We start from the raw sequence: 18973 nt of genomic DNA, 5'->3' as shown, positions 1-18973 counted from the left end.
CGCGGGAACGCTCCGCAAGGCGCCAACCGGCAGTTGGGCGACCGGGGCAGCCCACGTCCCGGTCGACGGCCGGCGTCAGGGCCCCGGTGGCGGCCGGCCGGTCGGCCACACCCAGCACCGGTCCGTGCTGGACCTTCACGAAAGTCCCCGGTCGGAGCGGTGCAGGGCAGTACTCGCCGGTCTCGTCCGGTGGGGAAGACTGAGCCCATGAGGGACATCGTTTTCACGCGCAACAGCGGCTGGATCCCGAACGTGATCCGCGAGGGCGGTGAGCTGAAGCTGACGCTCGGCGCTGGGGCCGACGCCAACCATGAACCTCGCACGTTCACGTTCTCGATCGGGGAAGCCCATCTTGCGGTGATCCGGGAGGACCTGGCCAGACACCTGCTGCTGTGGAGTGCGGTCCTTCCGCTGTGCGACGCCGCCGGAACCCGGGCCCGGCTCGACGAGGACGCTGCCGTCGCACTCCTGGACCCGATCCTCCTGGCCGCACCGGCGGACGTCGACGCGCTCTTCCAGCGCATCCGGTGGGACAGGGGCCGGCTCATCGCCCATGGAGCCGACATCGGTCTGCTCGAGCGCGGTCAGGTCTGCGCGGCAATGCGCTCGGCGACAGAGACCTCCGACGAGATACGCGCTCGGACCTACCACGCGGACCGTCGTCGCGCCGAGCGCGGAGCCGTACTCGGTCCGCTCGACGCCGCGATTCTGAGGTACACGGGCCAGTACCTGCACGGCGCGACGGTCCCGAGGAGGAAGCCCGATGCCGTCGACCCCGCGCTGCTGCCCGAGGTCATGTGTGTGATCGCCACCGCGGAGCAGGCGTGCGCCGGGATACGGATCGGCCGCGACCCGCGGCGGGGAAAGCGCGCCACGGACAAACGCGACTGGGATCGGATGGCGGCGACTGTCGACGCTGCCGTGCGCCGTGCACACCCCATGCTCGTCGATGACGCGGTGCGTAGCGTGAGCTTTCTGATGTGCTCGGAGGCCGCGGACCGCTCCAGGAGCACACCCATCGACGATGACGAGAAGGCTGGCGGCGCGAGCGCGAGGAAGAGAATCCTGTCGTTCACCGACGACAAGGGTGCCGAGAAGAAGTGGCTCCCAGGCAATCCCCGCACTGCCACCGCGGAGTTCTGGGAGTTCGTCGGCGATCGCGCTGCCGCGGACAGTGAAGTCTTCACCATCGAGGACGAGGAGATGGGCGAAGGGATCCAGCTCCACTTCTACGCGGACTCCATCGCCCGGATCACGACGGCCCACGAGGGTGCGGGCGGCTCGGATCCTGAGTACCGGGTCGAGTACGGCCTGGTCGACGGGATCGGCGGGTACCGGAACCTGGTGAGCGCCTTCGTCCGGGGCGGCTGCGCCGCACTCGAGGCGCACGGCTCCTGGATGTCGGATGCCGCCGAGTTCGAGCGCGCGCGTCGGCGGCGCGACGCCGAGTAGTCACGGCGGGAGCCCGCGCACGCGCCGTAGGAAGGGACCCGCGAAAGCGCGGACGGCGGCGGGGGAACTCGCACATCATCGTGCGCATTCCGCACGCCAGATAGCTGACCGGTGCCGAAGCCGGGGTTTCGCGCCGTGTCGAGAGGGTGCGACTGTCTGCGCGTCACAGCCTCCACCCCCTACCCACACGCCTCATCGCCGACTACCTTAATTCGGAATCTGTATCCAATATATGGAACTCATGAGAGTTGAGGTGCTGTGCACACGCTCACCTTCTTGACCATCGGTCAGGCCCCGCGTCCGGACCTGTCCGAAGCCATCGAGGCGCACCTGCCGTCGACCGCACGGGTACGGCACGCCGGTGTGCTCGACGGCCTGTCCCGTCGGGAGATCGAGCTCCGGTTCGGGGCGGCGGAGGGGCGTGCGACCCTTCTGAGCCGACTGGCCGGCGGCGGTTCCGTGACCCTGGACGCCGATGCCGTCGGCGCGGGGCTGCAGTCGCGCATCGATCAGGTGGAGGACGCGGGCGCCGACGTCGTGGTGCTCCTGTGCACCGGCGCGTTCCCCGGTCTGCGGACCCGGCGGGCGCGACTCGTCGAGCCGGACGTCCTCGTGACCGGATACGTCGGCACGGTCCTGCGGGGCAGCCGTGCCGGGTTCGTCGTACCGCTGCCGGAGCAGGTGACCGAGGCTCGTGAGAAGTGGCGGGCCGTCGTTCCGGCCCCCGCGTTCACCACGGCCTCGCCGTACGCCGACGACGATGCGGCCCTGCTCGCGGCGGCCCGTACACATCTTGAGGCCGGGGCGGACGTCCTGATGCTCGACTGCATGGGGTACGGGGCGCGGCACCGCCGGTCACTGCGCGCGGCGGGGCTCACCGTGCCGATACTGACGCCGGGTGCGGTGGTGGGCGCCGCCCTCGGCCCGCTGCTGGACTGAGGGCGCCTCAGCGGCCGGCGTCGGTCTCGACGTACCGCAGCCAGTACGGGTCACCGATGCGCTTGCCGACGCGCAGGGCGGCGTCCCGTACCGCCCGGCCGAAGCGGGCCGCGTTCCCGTCGTGCAGCTCGGGCGCGGGCAGCGCGACGCCGATGCCGAAGATCTGCCCCGTGTCACTGTCGAGCACGGCTGCGGAGACGCCGGCAACGTTCGGGACGTACTCGCCGCGCGAGGACTCCCAGCCGTCGGCGCGCACCCGGGCCAGGCACGAGGTCAGCTCGCCGGGGGTGCGCGGCGCCGAGCCCGTGCTCTGTTCGAGACGGGCGTCGACGAGTCGCAGCACCTGCGCGTCGTCCAGGCGGGCGAGCAGCGCCCGCCCCATGGAGCTGGCGTAGGCCGGCGCCCGGGTACCGGCCGGGGTGTACGCCTGGAGGGCACCGGTCGTGCCGAGCCGCATCTGCAGCACGAGCGACTCGGGGCCGTCCAGCACGTCCACGTAGCCGGTGTATCCGATGTCGGCGACCAGCCTGGCCAGCTCTTCCTCCAGGAGGGAGGCCGTGCTGCGCGAGGCACGGAAGTGATACGAGGCCTCCATGACGAGGACGCCGGGGCGGTAGGCGCGGCTCATCGGGTCGCGGTCGAGGAAGCCGTACTCGGCCATCATGCTCAGCGTCCGCGACACGGAGCTCTTGGGCAGGTCCAGCGCCCCCGCCACATCCGTGACGGTCAGATCGCGCTGCAGGCGCGCCATCAGCCGCAGGACGTCGCGCGCGTTGGCGAGTGTGCTCACCGTTCTCCCGCCTCCCCCGGGCTCCCCCGAGTCGTGTCGTCCGATCGTAAGCGGCGCCCGTGCGTCTTCGTGACCGCCCCTCGTCCGCGGCTCCGGACTGCCCGCATACCGAGAGCCCCGGGCCGGACCCTTGACGGCGGACCGCACCATATGGATGATCCAGGTAGATCCAGATATTCAGACGTAGTTCCAGATTTTAGAACTTCTCCAGGCGACTGACAAGGCGCCCACCCGCACGGGAGCACCGAAGACCCATGAGCACTGACGCCTCACCCCAGGCAGAGACCTCGCACCCCGCGACTGAGGGCCAAAGCCATCCCCGCGCCCTCGCGCCCGGCAACCTGATCCTCACCGTGGTGCTCAGCGTGTTCGGCGCGATCGTCGGGGTACAGCTGCTCGCCACGCTCGGCGTCACCCCCAGCACCTCGCTGATCGGCGCGCTGGCCGCGATGACACTGGCCCGCGTACCGCTCATGTGGTTCCGCGGCTTCCGCTCGGTGCATGCCCAGAACCTCGCCCAGACCAGCATCTCCTCGGCCACGTTCGGCGCCGCGAACAGCCTGTTCCTGCCGATCGGCATTCCGTTCCTGTTCGGCATGGACAACATGATCATCCCGATGCTGATCGGGGTCTCCGCCGCGATGCTGGTCGACGCCTGGCTGCTCTACCGGATGTACGACACCCCGGCCTTCCCCGCGAAGAACCCCTGGCCGCCCGGGCTCGCCGCCGCCCAGGCCATCAAGGCCGGCGACGAGGGCGGTCGCCGCGCCAAGGTGCTCGGGCTGGGCCTGCTGACCGGTCTGGCCGGCGCCGCGTTCACGCTGCCGATGTCGGCGTTCGGCGTGGCCCTGATCGGCGGGTTCGGCGCCATGGCCGCCTTCGGTGTCGGCCTGCTCTTCAACCAGTACGCCGACCCGCTGTTCGGGCTCGACCTGAACGCGATGTACCTGCCCCACGGCATGATGATGGGGGCGGGCCTGGTCGCCCTGATCCAGGTCGGCCGCACCCTGGTCAAGGCCCGGCGCACAGCGGCGGACGACACCCGCGCGACCGGACCGGCCGACGCGCCGGAAGGCGCCCGGCGGCTGGGGCGCTCCATGCGGCTGGGCTTCGGCGCCTACCTCGCGATCTCGGTCCTGCTGGCGTTCGGCACCGGCGCAGCCACGCACATGAGCCCCGGCATGCTGATCGGCTTCCTCCTGTACGCCTCCGTCGCCGCGTTCCTGCACGAACTGCTCGTCGGCATCGCGTCGATGCACTCCGGCTGGTTCCCGGCCTTCGCGATCGCCCTGATCACACTGCTGCTCGGCATCCTCATCGGCTTCCCGACCGAGGCACTCGTCGTGCTGTCCGGCTTCACCGCCGCGACCGGCCCGGCCTTCGCCGACATGGGGTACGACCTGAAGGCGGGCTATCTGCTGCGCGGCGAGAACGCCGACCCGGCCTTCGAGCTGGAGGGCCGCCGTCAGCAGCTGATCGCCGCGATGATCGGCTTCGGCGTCGCCATCGTCGTCGTCCTGGTCTCGTACCGGATGTTCTTCCACAACGGACAGACCGCCCCGATCGACGCCGCGTACGTCGCCGCGATCAAGGCGGGCCCGTCCGCGGAGACCGCCCGGGACCTCGCCCTGTGGGCGATCCCCGGCGCGATCGTGCAACTGATCGGCGGCTCGAAGCGCCAGCTCGGCATCCTGCTGGCGACCGGGCTGCTGATCACCACACCGATGGCCGGCTGGATGGTCGCCGCGGGCATCGCCGTCCGCGTCCTCGCGCCGCGCGTCCTCGGCCCGAAGGCCAAGGACGACCTGGAGGTCTTCGCCGGCGGCGCGATCGCCGGCGACGCCCTCTACTCGTTCGGCAACGGCGTGTTCAAGGCCGCCAAGTAGGCCGGCGGGCCTTGCAGCCGGACGGCCCGTACATCCCCTCGCACCCCTGTACAGAACCCCCCTGGGAGCCCCTCGTGAAGCGACAGTTGACCCATGACGACATCCGCGCGGCCGTGTACGGCGGTGCCGTACTGGGCGGAGGCGGCGGCGGATTCGTCGAGCGGGGTCTGCGCACCGCCGAACTGGCCCTCCAGATCGGCATACCGGAACTGTGGTCGGCCGATGAGTTCGCCGACGACGACCTGACGGCAACCGTGGCCCTGGTCGGCGCCCCCGCAGCGCCCGACCCACAGGTTCTGCCCACGCACCTGCTGCGCGCCCTGGAGCTCCTGCGCCGCGACCTGCCGCGCCCGATCGTCGCGATCCACACGAACGAGAACGGCGCCGAGACCACCATCAACGGCTGGTTCCACTCCGCGATGACCGGCCTGCCCGTCATCGACCTGGCCTGCAACGGCCGCGCCCACCCGTCCAGCGTGATGGGCGCGATGGGCCTGCACCTGGAGGACGACTACCGCTCTGTCCAGGGCTACGCGGGCGGCAAGCCGTACGCCTACGTCGAGGGCTCGGTCTCCGGCCGGCTGGAGGCCACGTCGAACGTGGTCCGGCGGGCCTCCGTGGAGTCGGGCGGCTGGGTGGGCGTCGCCCGCAACCCCGTCGAGGTCGGCTACGCGGTGCGCAACGGCGCGCCCGGTGCCATCGGCTTCGCCATCGAGCTGGGCCGCCGCTTCCTGGCGGAAGGCGTGCTCGGCGCCGCCCAGCACCTCGGCGGTGAGATCGCCGTCACCGGCACGGTACGCGAGTACCGCTGCGAGCAGCGGGAGGGCCTGGACATCGGTGTCGCGGTCCTGGACGACGCGGCACGCACCACCCTGTACATCGTCAACGAGTACATGGCGCTGGACGTCGCCGGTGCCCGCCGGGCCTCGTTCCCCGATCTGATCACGACGTTCGACGAGGCCGGGCAGCCGCTCGCCTCCGCCGCCGTCGAGGTCGGCAAGCAGGTCAGCGTCCTGGTCGCCCCGGCCGGGAACCTTCTGCTCTCCCGGACGATGTACATGCCCGAGGTGTACGCGCCGGTGGAGGAGCTGCTCGGCATCGAGTTCGCCCCGGCCGCGAAGGCCCTCGCCGATGCCTGAGCAGGCTCCGGCCGGTGTCGCCGGCCCCGCGCGACGCCTCGCATCGGGCCTGGCGCTGATCCTCAACGCCTGCGCCCTCCGGGCCCGGCCCGAGTGAAACCTCCGCCCGCGCGGACCGAACGACGCGCGGGAACGAAAGGGGGACCGCCCCGGAATGCTTCCGGGGCGTTCCCTTTCGCGCCAACGGCCGTGCTGGATCAGCTCGTCAGGTCGGGGCGCTGTGTCACCCGGATCGAGTTGACCAACGTCGTGCCGGTGACCGCCTTGAAGCCCACGTCCAGCCGGCCGTCGGTGACCTTGACCGTGAACGTCCTGGACAGCGCGGTCCGGGCTCCGCCCGACTCCAGGCGGACGTCCACGTCCGCGACCTTCTCCACGCCTTCGGCCGTCACGTCGAAGACTCGCTGCCCCGGCTTCACGCCCGCCGGCTCGGCGAAGCCCAGCTCCACCTGGTAGAAGCCGTTCGGCACGGCACCGAAGCGGTACTCGCTGACGCCCTCCCGGCCCGAGCGCAGCAGTTGCTGCTCCTGGGAGCTGTCGGCACCCGCGATGTCCTTGCGGGTGTAGGTGAGGGCAGTACTGTCACCCACGTATCCGAACGAGCCCTCCGCGTAGGGCCGGTCCGGGGTCCAGCTGTCGCCGGCGGCGTCCACGGACGCGGTGTCCGCACCGACGTCCACACCCTTCTGATACGCCGGGACGACCAGCTTCAGCGGCAGTGAGAGCGTCGGTGTGCGGGCGCTCTCCGATGTCAGCACCAGGGTTCCCGTGTAGACGGTGCCGGGTTTGGCGGCCGCCGTGTCGAACGTCAGCGTGACCTGGCGCTGCGCGCCCGCGCCGAGCGTTCCGGACGCCGGGGAGACCTTCAGCCAGGGGGCGCCGGACTTCTCCGCGACGGTGTACGCGGCGGACGAGCCGCCGTTGGTGAGGGTCAAGGTGCGCCGGCGCTGCTCGCCCGGCGGAACGACCAGCTGCCACCCGGAACCGCTGTCGGCACGCACCGCGCCCGTGGTCAGGGCGGATTCGGTGCGCAGCGCGGACAGGCTGCCCAGTTCGGCCGTGCGGGTCGCCGTGGCGTAGTGCGACGCCGTGACCGTGACCTTGTGGTCGGCGGCCGCGGTCACCGGGACCTGCGCCAGGTACGCGCCGTCGGCCCGGGTGGTCGCCGTGCCGACGCTCGTCCCGTCGCGGGTGACGGTGACGGTGGCGCCGGTGACCGGCTTGCCGTCGTTGGCGTCGGTCACCGTGCCGGAGACGACCGCGTGGCCCTCGGGCCGGAAGCTGATCGCCATGCCGTCACGGACGGAGAGCTGGTCGAACGAGTACTGGAAGGCGTCGGTGCCGTCGTGGTTCTCCGCGCCGATGGTGGCGCCGGCCCCCTGCTCGAAGCCCTTCTCGCTCGGGTCGATGCCCTTGTAGTGGAAGGAGTAGGTACCGTCCTCGCCGAGCACGGCGGCGAAGCCGATGCGCCGGCTCGTGTCGCGGGCGATGAGCATGTCTCGCCACTCGACGACGTACTCGCGGTGCGGGGCGGTGCCACGGACCGACGTGTAGATGCCCGACGAGGCGTCCATGGCGAGCTGGTCCCAGAAGGGCGAGAGCGCACCGTTGGCCGGGGCCTTGGCGGGCAGGGGGGTGTTGTCGAGCAGCGCGAGGTAGCCGAAGATCAGCTGGCCGTCGCGGGTGACCCAGCCCTTGTCGTACGTGTGGCCGTACAGGGCGACGGGGAACGGCGGGGTGACGGCCTGGTAGGCCGACGAGGACGTTCCGATGCCGAGCTCGGTCTCGCCGGTGGGGTACTCCGCGGACACCTGGCGGCAGGTGGTGCCGAAGGCGTCGGTGCGGGTGGCGAGGGCGATGTCCTTGGTGGCCGTGCCCGTGGCGATGTCGGTCACGATGCCGATGGTGGCCGCGCAGTGGTTGAGCGGGGTCAGGCTGATCCGGTAACTGCCCACGGGCAGCGTCAGCTTGTAGCTGCCGTCGGCCGCGGTCGTGGCGCGGACCGGGGTGCCCTGCACCTTGAACGCGACGTCGGCCTCGGTACCGGAGTCGCTGCGCACGGTACCGGTCAGGGTGCCGGTGGGTGCGGTGGCGAGCGCCGTGTCGTGGGTGGCTGAGCCGCCGTCGGTGACGGTGAGTCCGGCGGTGTCGGTGACGTAGCCGAACTTGCTGACGGACACCGTGTAGGCGCCGGAGACCAGCCGCGGGAAGGCGTAGGTGCCGTCCTTCTTCGTGGTCAGGGTGGCGTGCGTGGGACCGGCCACGGAGACCTCGACGTCGGCGGCCCGTTCGCCGCCGATGGTGACGGTGCCGGTGAGGGCGCCGACGTGGTCGCGCGGGGCCGCGTCGACGGCGGCGTACGCGTCGAGCCGGCCTTCGCCGTAGACGTTGTTGAAGGCCGTGGTGCCGCCGCAGGAGGTGTCGTCGACGTCGATCGCGGCCTTGTTCAGCACGGCTTCGGTGGCGGTGATGTCACCGCGCAGCGCCGGGGCCGCCGACCAGAGCAGGGCGACGGTGGCCGCGGTGTGCGGCGAGGCCATCGACGTGCCCGACTTGGCCGCGTAGCCGCCGCCGGGGGTGGCGGAGCGGACGTTCACGCCGGGGGCGGAGATGTTCGGCTTGACGGTGCCGTCGATGCCCGGTCCGCGTGAGGAGAACGAGGCGATCTTGTTGTTGCTGTCGAAGGCGCCCGAGGCGTACGTGTTCGTGAGCGCGCCCGGGGAGCCGGCGGTGTCGCAGTACGGTCCCGCGTTGCCGTTGGAGAAGGCCGGGAAGATCCCGGCGTCCCGCCACGACTGCACCATCGCCTGGTACCAGGTGTCCAGGCTGTCGGAGCCCCACGAGTTGTTGATGACGTCGGGGGCGCGATCGGGGCGCGGGTTCTCCCCGTCGGCGTCGGTCGGCGCGAGCATCCACTGCCCGGCGGCGAGCAGCGCGTCGCGCGGACAGCCGTCCGGGGTGCAGGCCTTGGCCGCCATCCAGCGGGCGCCGGGTGCGACGCCGATGGAGTTGGCGGTGCCGTCCTCGCCGACCATGGTGCCCATCGTGTGGGTGCCGTGCCCCTGGTCGTCGCAGGGCTTCGCCGTACCGCAGGTGTGGGTCGCGTCGAACCAGTTGTAGGCGTGGTCGTACGTGCCGTCGGCCTTCAGGCCGCGGTAGGCGGCGGCGAGGGCGGGGTGCTGGTGGTCGACGCCGGTGTCGATGCTGCCGATGACCGTGCCTTCGCCGCGTACCCCGTACTCGTTCCACACCTTGGGGGCGTTGATCCGGTCGACGTTCCACTCGATGCCGTCGACCTCGGCCTCGTTGGTGCCGTTGACCGTGGGCGGGAGCGGGACGGTGTCGTCGGCCTCGATCGACGCGACGTCGGAGCGGGCGGCGATCTTCGTGGCCAGGGCCTTGCTGCCGGTGACCTTGACGGTGTTGCTGATCCAGTACGACGTGTAGGACGCGTCGGCCTGCTTCAGCAGGGCCGTGAGTCCTTGCTGCGACGTCTTGGCGTACGCGGTCTTCGCCTTCAGGACGGCACGGCCCCGACCTGTCTTGGTCGCGGCCTTCTTCGCGGCCGAGGTGTCGGCCTGGGAGGCGAGCTGCACCCAGAACGAGACTTTGTCGTGCCGGGTGAAGTCCTTGAGCAGGGCGCCGTCCGCCTTGCTCTGCAAGGTGGTCGGCGGGACCGGTTCGGTGTCGGCGGCGACGGCCGGCAGAGCACCCAGGAAGGGGGCGCCCAGGGCCGTGGCGAGCGCGGTGGAGAGGAGTCCTCGCCACCGGGGTGTTCTGTGTCGGTTCACGTCTGCCTTCCTCATGGGATCAGTTGCTCAGGTCGGGACGCTGGGTGACGCGGATGGCGTTGACGAGGGTCTTCTCGGCGCCGGTGGCGACCAGCCGGACGTTCAGCCGGCCGTCGGTGACGGTGACCGTGAAGGACTTGGTGAGCGCCCGGTAGCTGCCGCCGGTCTCGGCGACGATGTCGAGGTCGGGCAGGTGGACGGAGCCCTCGGCGAGGACGTCGGTGAGGCGCTGCCCGGCCGTGACGTTGCCGAGCTCGGCGAAGTCCAGCTCGACCTGGTAGGTGCCGTTCGGCACCTGGTCGAAGCGGTATTCGAGGGCGCCTTCTCGGGCGGTGCGCAGCAGCTTGTCGTCGGTGGTGTCCTCGATGGCGTTGGTGGTGCTCACCTTCGTGGACCGGCCGACGAAGCCGTACGAGCCGGCCGTGTACTTCTGGTCCGGGGTCCATGCGTCGGACGCGGAGTCGGTGTACGCCTTGGCCCCGCCGGCGTCGATCGCCGTGCGGTAGGCGGGCACGGACACGGTCACCGGAATCCTGATCTCCGGGGTGCGGCCGCTGTCGGAGGCTACGACGACGGTGCCCTTGAGGGCGGTGCCGGGCGCCACACCGTGCGTGTCGAAGGTCAGGACGACCTTCTGCTCACCGCCCTTGGCCAGCCGGCCCTGTGCGGGCGCGGCGCTGAACCAGGAGGAGCCACTCGCCTCGGTGACCGTGTAGCCGGTGTCGGAAGCGGAGTTGGCGAGGGTGAGTGTGCGCTGCCTGCTTTCCTCGGCGGGGACGACGACGGTCGTCGCGGTCGCCGGGGTGGCGGTGACCTTTCCGGTGGTCAGCCCGGTGGAGAACTGTCCGGTCGAGCCGGTCGCGAGTGCGACGGTGCGGGTGCCCGCCGTGTAGTGCGCGGCGGTGACGGTGACGTCGTAGTCGGCCTTGTCGCCGGTCACCGGCGTCTGTACCAGGTAGCCGCCGTCGGCCCCCGTGGTGCCGGTGGCGACGGTCTCGCCGTCACGCGCGACGGTGACGGTGGCGCCGGCGAGCGCCTTGGCGTCGTTGCCGTCGGTGACGGTGCCGGTCAGGGCGGCGCTGCGGGTGGGCCGGAACTCGACGGCCAGGCCGTCGCTGACGGATTTCTCGTTGTACGAGTACTGCAGAGCGTCGGTGCCGTCCCCGTTCTCCGCCCCGATCGTGGCGCCCGAACCCTGCGCATAGTCGCCGCCGGTGGGGTTGCGGTAGTGGAAGGAGTAGGTGCCGTCCTCGCCGATCACCACGGAGAAGTCGAGCTTCTGCGTGCGCGCGACGGACGTCACCATGTTCCGCCACTCCACGACGATCTCGCGGTGCGGGGCGGTGCCGCGGGCCGACCAGTAGAGGTCACCGCCGTCGGTGGCCAGCTGAAGGTTGTCCCAGAACGGGTAGAGGGAGCCGCTGGGGAGTCCCGTGTAGGGCAGGGTCCGGTTGGCGCTGACGTTGACGGACGGCTCGAAGCTGAGATAGCCCTCGACGTTCGCGGCGGCCTGCCGGTACGTCTTGCCGTACAGCGCCACCGGGAAGGGGAACTTGACCGCGGCCGAGCCCTCGTAGTCGCTGCTGGTGCTCAGCTTGGTGGCACCGGAGGGGAACGCGGTGTCGTGCGTGGTCCGGCATACGGTGCCGAACCGGTCGCCGCGGTTGGGCAGGGTGAGGTCCTTGCCGGCCTCGCCCGCGGCGACCTGGACGCCGAACGATCCGATCGTGGCGCAGCGGGAGACCGGGGTGACGGTCAGCTGGTAGGCACCGGCGGGGAGCCGGAGCGCGTACGTACCGTCGGTCGCCGTCGTGGTGGTGGTGTCGGCGGGGGCGCCCGCCACCACGATCTTCGCGCCGGCTTCGGGGCCGGACAGAGTGGTCACGGTGCCGGTGAGCGTGCCGATGGGCGCGAGGGCGAGGGCCAGGTCGCGAGTGGCGGTGGCGTCCTCGATGACGGTGGCGGTGGATTCGGCGGTCGTGTAGCCGAACTTGGTGACCTTGACCTTGTAGTCGCCGGCCATGAGCTTCGGCAGGCTGTACGTGCCGTCGGCGCGGGTGTCGGCGAGGGCGTTCATCGGTCCGTCGAGTTCCACGGTGGCGCCGGCCAGCGGTGCGCCGTCGGAGGTGACGGTGCCGTTGAGGCCGCCGAGCGGGCCGCGGGGCACGGATGCGACGGCCTCGTAGGCGTCGAGCCGGCCCTCGCCGTAGACGTTGTTGTTCTCGGCGCTGCCGCCGCAGGTGGTGTCGTCCACGTCGTGGGCGGTGCGGTCGAGGAGGCGTTCGGTGGCCGCGACGTCGCCCCGGACCGCCGGGGACGCCGCCCACATCAGGGCGACGGTGGCGGCGGTGTGCGGTGAGGCCATCGACGTACCGGACATGACGGCGTAGCCGCCGCCGGGGGCGGCCGAGCGGACGTCGATACCGGGGGCGGCGATGTCAGGCTTGACGGCACCGTCCTCGCCGGTACCGCGGGACGAGAAGTACGCGATGTCACCGTCACTGTCGAAGGCGCCGGTGGCGTAGCTGTTGGTGTAGGCGCCCGGGGAACCGGCGGTGGCGCAACCGGGGCCGTCGTTGCCGTTGGAGAACGCGGGGAAGATCCCCGCGTCGGTCCATGACTGGACCATGTCCTTGTACCAGGTGTCGATGACGCCGGCACCCCAGGAGTTGTTGACGACGTCGGGGGCCAGATCCGGGCGCGGGTTGTCGCCGTTGCGGTCGGTGGGCGCGAGGATCCACTGCCCGGCAGCCATCAGCGCGTCCTGCCCGCAGCCGATCGGGGTGCACGCCTTGGCGGCGATCCACTGGGCGCCGGGCGCGACACCGATCCTGTTGCCGTCACGGTCGTCCCCGACCATGGTGCCCATGGTGTGGGTTCCGTGCCCGTAGTCGTCGCAGGGGGCGTCGCCCGAGCAGCTCGCGGTGGCGTCGAACCAGTTGTAGTCGTGCTGGTACGTGCCGTCTGCCTCCAGGCCGCGGTACTTGTTCATCAGCGTCGAGTGCTGGTAGTCGACGCCGGTGTCGATGTTGGCGACGACTGTGCCGCTTCCGTTGACGCCCAACTCGTCCCAGACCTTGGGCGCGTTGATGCTGTCGAGATTCCACTCGACGCCGTTGACCGTCGGTTCCTGCTCGGCGGGCAGTTCTTCGGGCAGCTGGAGGAGCTTGTCGGCCGCGATGGAGGCGACCTCCGGGCGGGCGGCGATCTTCTGGGCGAGGGCCTTGTCGCCCGTGATCTTGAGGGTGTTGCTGATCCAGTACGACGTGGCGTGCGCGCCCGCCTCCTTCACCAGGGCCTCGATGCCGGCCTGGGTGGTGGCGGCGTGCCGCTTCTTCGCCGCGATGACGGCCTTGTCCCGGCCCACCCGGGTCTTCGCCCGCTTCGCGGCCGAGGTGTCGGCCTTGGAGCCGACCTGCACCCAGAAGGTCGTGGTGTCCTTCTTGTCCAGCTGCCGGACGACCTCGGTGTCGGCCTTGGCCCGCAGTTCGGCCGCAGGTGACGGCGCGGGGTCGGCGGTGGCGGGGACCGCTGCGAGGAGCGGCATTCCCATGGCTACGGTGAGCGCGACGGCCAGCAGACCGTGCCGTCGCGCAAGTTGCTGTCTCACGTGCGGACTCTCTTTCCGGAGGATATGAGCAGGGGCCGGGCGGGGCCGGCGTGGACCGGCCGGGTCAGGAGAATGCCGGTGGCAGGGGCCTGGTCAGCCCGGACCGGAACTCATCATTGGCAGGCGCATGACATTCACGAGCAAAGGGGTGACGCCGCCGCGCCGCCGCGAGGGAACCTGCCGCAACACGCACTCTCCTTCACAGGAAGTCCACGCAAGGGACCGTGGGACGTTCGCGAGGTGGTGATCACACAGCAGTATGAGTGCGGCACAGCAGGTCATCAGGGGTGCTTGGCTGGCGAGTTGGCGACATGACGCGCTCTCGCCAACCGGCCGTCCGGACGGGTGGAACGGCCCCGCCCCGACCTCGAGCGCCCCCGGACGGGCCGTCCGGGGGCGCTCGACGGGGCCGGCCGGATCCGTCACTTCACTGCGTAGGCCCGGGTGATGGTCTGCTGCACCGAATCGCCGTCGGCGTCTTCGGCGCCGAGGCGCAACGACATGAAGCGGGAGCCCTCGGGGTGGTGAGTGGAGACTGCGAAGGGGCCCTCGGCACCACCGGTCACCCCACGGTGGCCGCGATGGCGCCCGGATGGTCGGCGCAGCGCAGGTCCTGCGCGTAGGGGTGCGCGGTCCGCGCGTGGTAATCGGCCGCGATCCGGACGGAGTTGCTGTTGTCCACCTTCAGCGTGGAGGCGGCCATGCCTGGCGTCCGGCCGAGGCCGCTCGCACCGAGGGCGAGGGCGGCAGCCGCCGCCAAGAGGGGCAACCGTCTGGATCCGGGCACGCGGGACTCCTTGTCGACATGGAAGTGCGGGGAGACCCCCGGAGCCTCGCGGATGCCCGCGCACCCCGACAATGCGTACCGCTGGCCAGTGTGCGACAGCGTGCCGGATGTCGCCCCTCCGCCAGGTGCGCCCCGACCGGCCATCGGGCTTACCGTCAGATCCAGTTGTTGCGCATGGCGTACCAGCCGAGTTGCAGCCGGGACGTCACCGACGCCAGGTCCATGAGCGCCCGCAGTCTGCGCTGCACCGTGCGGGGCGAGGTGCCGAGCTGGTTCGCGGTCGCCGCGTCCGTGAGGCCGGAGAGCATCAGCTGGAGGATCTGCCGGTCGACCGGGGTGAGTTCGGCGACCTCACGCAGATACGGCCGGGAGTGCCGCCACACGGCGGCGAACAGCTCGGTCACCAGCATCGTCAGCGGCTGCCGCAGCAGCACCGCACGCTCCGGGCCGAGCTGGACCATGGCGACGTCCCCGTCGGCCACGGCCAGTTTGAGCAGCGGGCTGTCCGTCACCCGCACCTGCTCACCGCGTCGTACCCGTTCCTCCAGGGCGGCCACCGCCGCCGGTTCGGCGAGGAAGTCGCGGTCGACCAGGAGCTGGTAGGTGACTCCGGAGGGAGCCCGGCGGTAGTCGGCGGACGTGTCCGGCGCCGACGACAGCGTCTGCGACACCGGCGTGATCCTGTTCAGGCCCGTCAGAAACGCCTGGAACGTGTGGCGCGCACCGGTTTCGAGCTCCAGGATGCGGCGGGCCTGTGCCGCCGGGCCGTCGACCGTCTCCACGCGCACCCGGCCGTCGTCCGGGGTCCGGTCGCGCACCAGGGCGGCCACGGCCGACTCGGCGCGCCGCAGTTCGTGCCCCAGCTGCCGGAAGACCGCGTGCAGTTGCTCCTCCGAGGCCTCGGTCCCGGCAGGCGCGCGCACGTCCCGAGGGGGCGCCTGGTCCGCCTCCTCGGCAGTCGTCACTGTTCGTCCAAGATCGGGCATGGCGTCAGTCTGACCGACCGTCGCGACGGTGTCCCGGTCCCCGAACCCCGCACGCAGACACCGCAGAAGGCCGATTCGCCCCGTCAGCGCTGGCCCGGAAGGGGTTCGCCGCCCACGTGAACGGGCCGTGGCGTAAGTGCGACATGTCGCGTCCTCGCCACCTGGTAAGGACACCGTCACTCCCCCGCCGCGGGCGGGCAGCCGAGCGGACCGGGCCCCTTGACGAGGGGCGCCGGTCCACTCGTGTTCCGTCCTACCGAAGGGGCTTGTTGACCTGGAAGGCCCGGGTGACGGTCTGCCTGACCGCGCTGCCGTCGTTCGCCGCGACGGTGGCCCGCAAGGTCGCGTACGAGGCGCCCCCGGGTGCGGTCAGACAGGTGTGCGACGGCGTTCCGTGCCGGCCCGCGGTGACTGTGGCCACGTGCCAGGTGGCACCGTCGTCCCAGCTGACCTCAAGCCCGGCGGGAGCGACCGCGGCTTCGACGGCGCCCGGTGCGCGCTGGACATCCACGTCCACCCGGGTCGTGGCATAGCGAGGGGCGCCGCCCGAGGCGTCGAGGCCGTGCGGGGTGAACCGGACTGCCATGAGCGGCAGGATGGTTCCGGCGCCGTCGTCGGTGTCCGAGTCGAAGCTCCACTGCGACCGCACTCGGGTGGACAGCGTGGCGTAGGGCTGGTCACGGGTGATATCCGCGTCGAGTGTGTAGCGACCGGGGCCCGCCGGAGCCGGGATGGTCCTACCGCTGCCGACGGCGTTCCACGTACTCACCTTCTGACCGTCCCTGGCCAGGGTGAGGGTGCCCGAAGCGCCCCAGTCGGATCCGCCCCGGCTGCCGTCGCCGTCGACGAACCACGGCGCGCCGGCCCAGATGACGGAGTCGTTGATCCGGTAGGCGGGCGCGGCCGGCAGCCCCGGTCCGACCACCGCGGCCGCGAAGTCCAGTCGCCGCAGGGCGTGCGGGCCGACCGTCTGCGTCGACGTCGCGAGGGACTGCCGCCCGGCGACCGAGGCCCGGTCGAGCCATTCGCCCGGTGTGCGGTAGTCACGCACGGTCGACGGGAAGCGGACCGACTGGTCGACGAACAGCGGGAGCAGGGCGTCGTCGTCCGGGGTGGCCGCGGTGGTGCCTGCGGCCGGGGTGCCCTGGGCGTTGAAGTGGACGCGCACGTCGGTCAGGTCCCGGCGCTGGACCGAGAAGGCGGGCCGGGCCGGGACACCGTCGTTCCAGGTGCGCGCCACGTGGTAGAAGAACGGGCTGGGCGCCGCCGACGAGGCGTCCTCGGCCGCGAACACGGCGAACGTACGGTACTTGGCGTCCGGCTCGGCGAACGGCGTCGCGTACAGCGACTCTCCGGCGCGCTCACCGGTGGTGACCACGCTCAGTGTGTACGTGCCGGTGCCGGCGGGCAGCGCGAGTGCGGCCTGCACGGCTGTGGCGTGGGCCGCGCGGTCGTGGACGTCCGCGCGAACCGGAGCGGCGGTGCGGGCGTCGAGGTCGACCGTGGTGTCCGCCACGGGGGTGACCGACGTGGCGGCCATCGTGGTGGTGCGTCCCGTGCCGGTACCGCTGTTGATCGTCATGCCGATCCAGTACTGCGCCTCGGGCACGGACGCCGTTCCGGTGCCCGCGATGATGCGGACCGGGTAGCGGTCGCCGGTCCACCGGTTGACCACCAGGGCGGTTCCGGTGGCCGGGGTGCCATCACGCTGCTCCGCGTGGAGCGTCAGCTGATGGGTGGGAATGGGGCTGTTGACGCCGAGGATCGTACGGGTGACGGCCCTGCCGTCCAGCGATGCCGTGAGGATCGCGGACCACGGGCCGTGCGGCAGCAGGCCTGCCCGGGTGGTGACGGTCGCGGTCGCGGTGCCGTGCGCGGGGACGGTGACCCTGTCGCGGTCGACCGAGAACTGCTCGGCGTTGCCCGGCTGTGCGGTGGGCGACAGCGGCTTGTCGAGAGCCAGGTCGAGCGTCGCGTCGCTGTCACCGGAGTTGGTGAGGGTGACGGTGTGCTCGGTGTCCCTGCCTGCGCCGTCGGACCAGCCGGCTGTCGTCGTCAGGTTCGCGGGAGAGGCGAGGACCGTCTGCCCGACGGCGCGGCCGACGTCCACCCGGCCGGTGCCCTGCTGGTAGGCTGAGCGCTTCGTGTTCGACTCCGCGCTGTTCATGAGCGCGGTCTTGATCTGCTCGCCGCTCCAGTCGGGGTGCGCCTGTGCGACGAGTGCGGCGGAGCCCGCCACGTGCGGCGTCGCCATCGACGTCCCGCTCTTGGCGGTGTGGCCGCCACCCATCTTCGCCGCGACGATGCTGACGCCGGGCGCCGTGATGTCGGGCTTCACGGCGTTGTCGCTGGGGCGGGGGCCGCGGCTGGAGAACGCGGCGAGCTGGTCGTCGGCGTCGACCGCGCCCACGGCCAGGGCGGCGTTCGCGATGGCGGGTGCGCCGACCGTCGCGGTCCCGTACTCACCGTCGTTGCCCGCGGCGACGACGAAGAGCGTGCCGGTGCTCGCCGACAGGTCGTTGATGACCGCGATCGCGGGGTCCTCCTCGTCCGCGGGACCGCCGAGGCTCAGATTGACGACCTTGGCGTGGACGGTGTTGACGGCCCAGTCGATGCCGGCGAGGAGCGCGGAGGTGGGGCAGGAGCCGGTGCTGTCGCAGACCTTGCCCACGGCGAGCGACGCGTCGGGGGCCACACCGCGGTAGGTGCTGTCGACGCCGGCGATGGTGGAGGCGACGTGGGTGCCGTGGCCGTTGTCGTCCTCGGCGGTGTCGCCGCCGAGGAAGTTGGACGAGACCGTCACCCGGCCGGCCAGGTCAGGGTGGTCGGAGTCGTATCCGCTGTCGAGGACGGCGACCGTGACGCCCTTGCCCGTGTACCCGTTGCCCCAGGCCTCGGGAGCGTGGATCTGGGGCACGCTCCTGTCGAGGGCGACGTGCATCCGGCCGTCCAGCCAGAGCTTGTTCGCACCGCCCGCGAGCGAACCGCCGGTGCCGGCGGTCAGGCGCTTCCAGGTGCCGGCCGCGTCGGTGCGGTCATGCGGGTCGAGTGCGGTCAGGCCCAGGCGGGGTATCGCGTGCCCGGGGTGGGCCGCCGAGCCGGCCGCGTCCCGGGCCCTGCTCGCGGCGCCCGCTCCCTTGGCATGCTGAACGATCATCCCCACGGCGCCGGGGGCGGTGGTGCCCTTCGCGCCGTAACCGGCGTCCAGCAGCGCCTCGACGTCGAAGAGGCGGGGGTCGAGGCGGCCGGCGGCAAGCAACGGCTCGGCATCCGCGGGCACGACGGTGACGTCGCCGTCACCCACGGAACTGGTGGTGAAGGTGACGTCCTCCCGGCCGGGGCCTGGGGTGACGGTGGCCGAGCGGAGCTCGGAACCGGAGCGCTCGACCGTCACGGTGTCGCCGGTGGGCAGCGGCACGGTGAAGGTGGTGGCTGCCTGTGTACGGGGCTCGGCGGCCGGTCCGGACGGGTCCGCCGCGTGGGCGGTGGTGGCAGGTATGGCGGGTATGAGCGCCGCCATCATGCCGGCAGCGGCCGCGATGGTTCTGACGTGCACGGAGAGAACCCCCAAAGATCGCAGAGCGAGGACGGAT

The 18973-nt window shown here is 71.5% G+C and carries 10 protein-coding genes; 4 read left to right on the top strand and 6 right to left on the bottom strand.

The window, feature by feature from the left end:
- Positions 1-207: 207 nt before the first annotated feature.
- Positions 208-1452: a DUF6357 family protein gene (locus OG782_RS36705; RefSeq protein WP_406458631.1), complete on the top strand. Its 1245-nt coding sequence runs from the start codon at positions 208-210 to the stop codon at positions 1450-1452.
- Between the two features lie 258 nt (positions 1453-1710).
- Positions 1711-2391: an AroM family protein gene (locus OG782_RS36700; RefSeq protein ID WP_406458629.1), complete on the top strand. Its 681-nt coding sequence runs from the start codon at positions 1711-1713 to the stop codon at positions 2389-2391.
- Between the two features lie 7 nt (positions 2392-2398).
- Here OG782_RS36700 and OG782_RS36695 read toward each other — a convergent pair whose 3' ends face one another.
- Positions 2399-3181: an IclR family transcriptional regulator gene (locus tag OG782_RS36695; RefSeq protein ID WP_406458627.1), complete on the bottom strand. Its 783-nt coding sequence runs from the start codon at positions 3179-3181 to the stop codon at positions 2399-2401.
- Between the two features lie 254 nt (positions 3182-3435).
- Here OG782_RS36695 and OG782_RS36690 point away from each other — a divergent pair, with 254 nt between their 5' ends.
- Together OG782_RS36690 and OG782_RS36685 are read left to right on the top strand one after the other, a co-directional pair.
- A complete protein-coding gene (locus OG782_RS36690) occupies positions 3436-5067 on the top strand; it encodes an OPT/YSL family transporter (protein ID WP_406458625.1) in 1632 nt (543 codons plus the stop codon).
- Between the two features lie 74 nt (positions 5068-5141).
- Positions 5142-6206, top strand: a complete 1065-nt coding sequence (locus OG782_RS36685; protein WP_406458623.1) for a DUF917 family protein — start codon at positions 5142-5144, stop codon at positions 6204-6206.
- A gap of 197 nt (positions 6207-6403) precedes the next feature.
- Here the strand turns inward: OG782_RS36685 and OG782_RS36680 are convergent, their stop codons facing one another.
- The 5 genes from OG782_RS36680 to OG782_RS36660 form a co-directional block, all read right to left on the bottom strand.
- Positions 6404-9997, bottom strand: coding sequence for a S8 family serine peptidase (locus OG782_RS36680; RefSeq protein WP_406458621.1), 3594 nt, complete (start codon positions 9995-9997; stop codon positions 6404-6406).
- A gap of 19 nt (positions 9998-10016) precedes the next feature.
- Positions 10017-13607 (bottom strand): S8 family serine peptidase, encoded by a 3591-nt coding sequence (locus tag OG782_RS36675; protein WP_406458619.1) that lies wholly within the window; start codon positions 13605-13607, stop codon positions 10017-10019.
- Between the two features lie 562 nt (positions 13608-14169).
- Positions 14170-14394: a hypothetical protein gene (locus tag OG782_RS36670; RefSeq protein ID WP_406458617.1), complete on the bottom strand. Its 225-nt coding sequence runs from the start codon at positions 14392-14394 to the stop codon at positions 14170-14172.
- Between the two features lie 155 nt (positions 14395-14549).
- Positions 14550-15380 carry a helix-turn-helix transcriptional regulator gene (locus OG782_RS36665; RefSeq protein ID WP_406458615.1) on the bottom strand — a complete coding sequence of 277 codons (831 nt, stop codon included), beginning with the start codon at positions 15378-15380 and terminating at the stop codon, positions 14550-14552.
- Positions 15381-15633: 253 nt separating this feature from the next.
- On the bottom strand, positions 15634-18936 hold the full coding sequence (locus tag OG782_RS36660; RefSeq protein ID WP_406458613.1) for a S8 family serine peptidase: 3303 nt from the start codon (positions 18934-18936) through the stop codon (positions 15634-15636).
- Positions 18937-18973: the final 37 nt, after the last annotated feature.

Origin of the sequence: Streptomyces sp. NBC_00876 (assembly GCF_045207435.1) — a bacterium.
Lineage (GTDB): Bacteria > Actinomycetota > Actinomycetes > Streptomycetales > Streptomycetaceae > Streptomyces.
Note: the sequence above shows the minus strand (reverse complement) of the source record. Positions and strands in the feature narration are given on the sequence as shown.

What these genes read in the sequence shown, in the direction of transcription:
- OG782_RS36705 (WP_406458631.1), top strand. Translation starts at nt 208, where the DNA reads ATGAGGGACATCGTTTTCACGCGCAACAGCGGCTGGATCCCGAACGTG.
- OG782_RS36690 (WP_406458625.1), top strand. Translation starts at nt 3,436, where the DNA reads ATGAGCACTGACGCCTCACCCCAGGCAGAGACCTCGCACCCCGCGACT.
- OG782_RS36665 (WP_406458615.1), bottom strand. Translation starts at nt 15,380, where the DNA reads ATGCCCGATCTTGGACGAACAGTGACGACTGCCGAGGAGGCGGACCAG.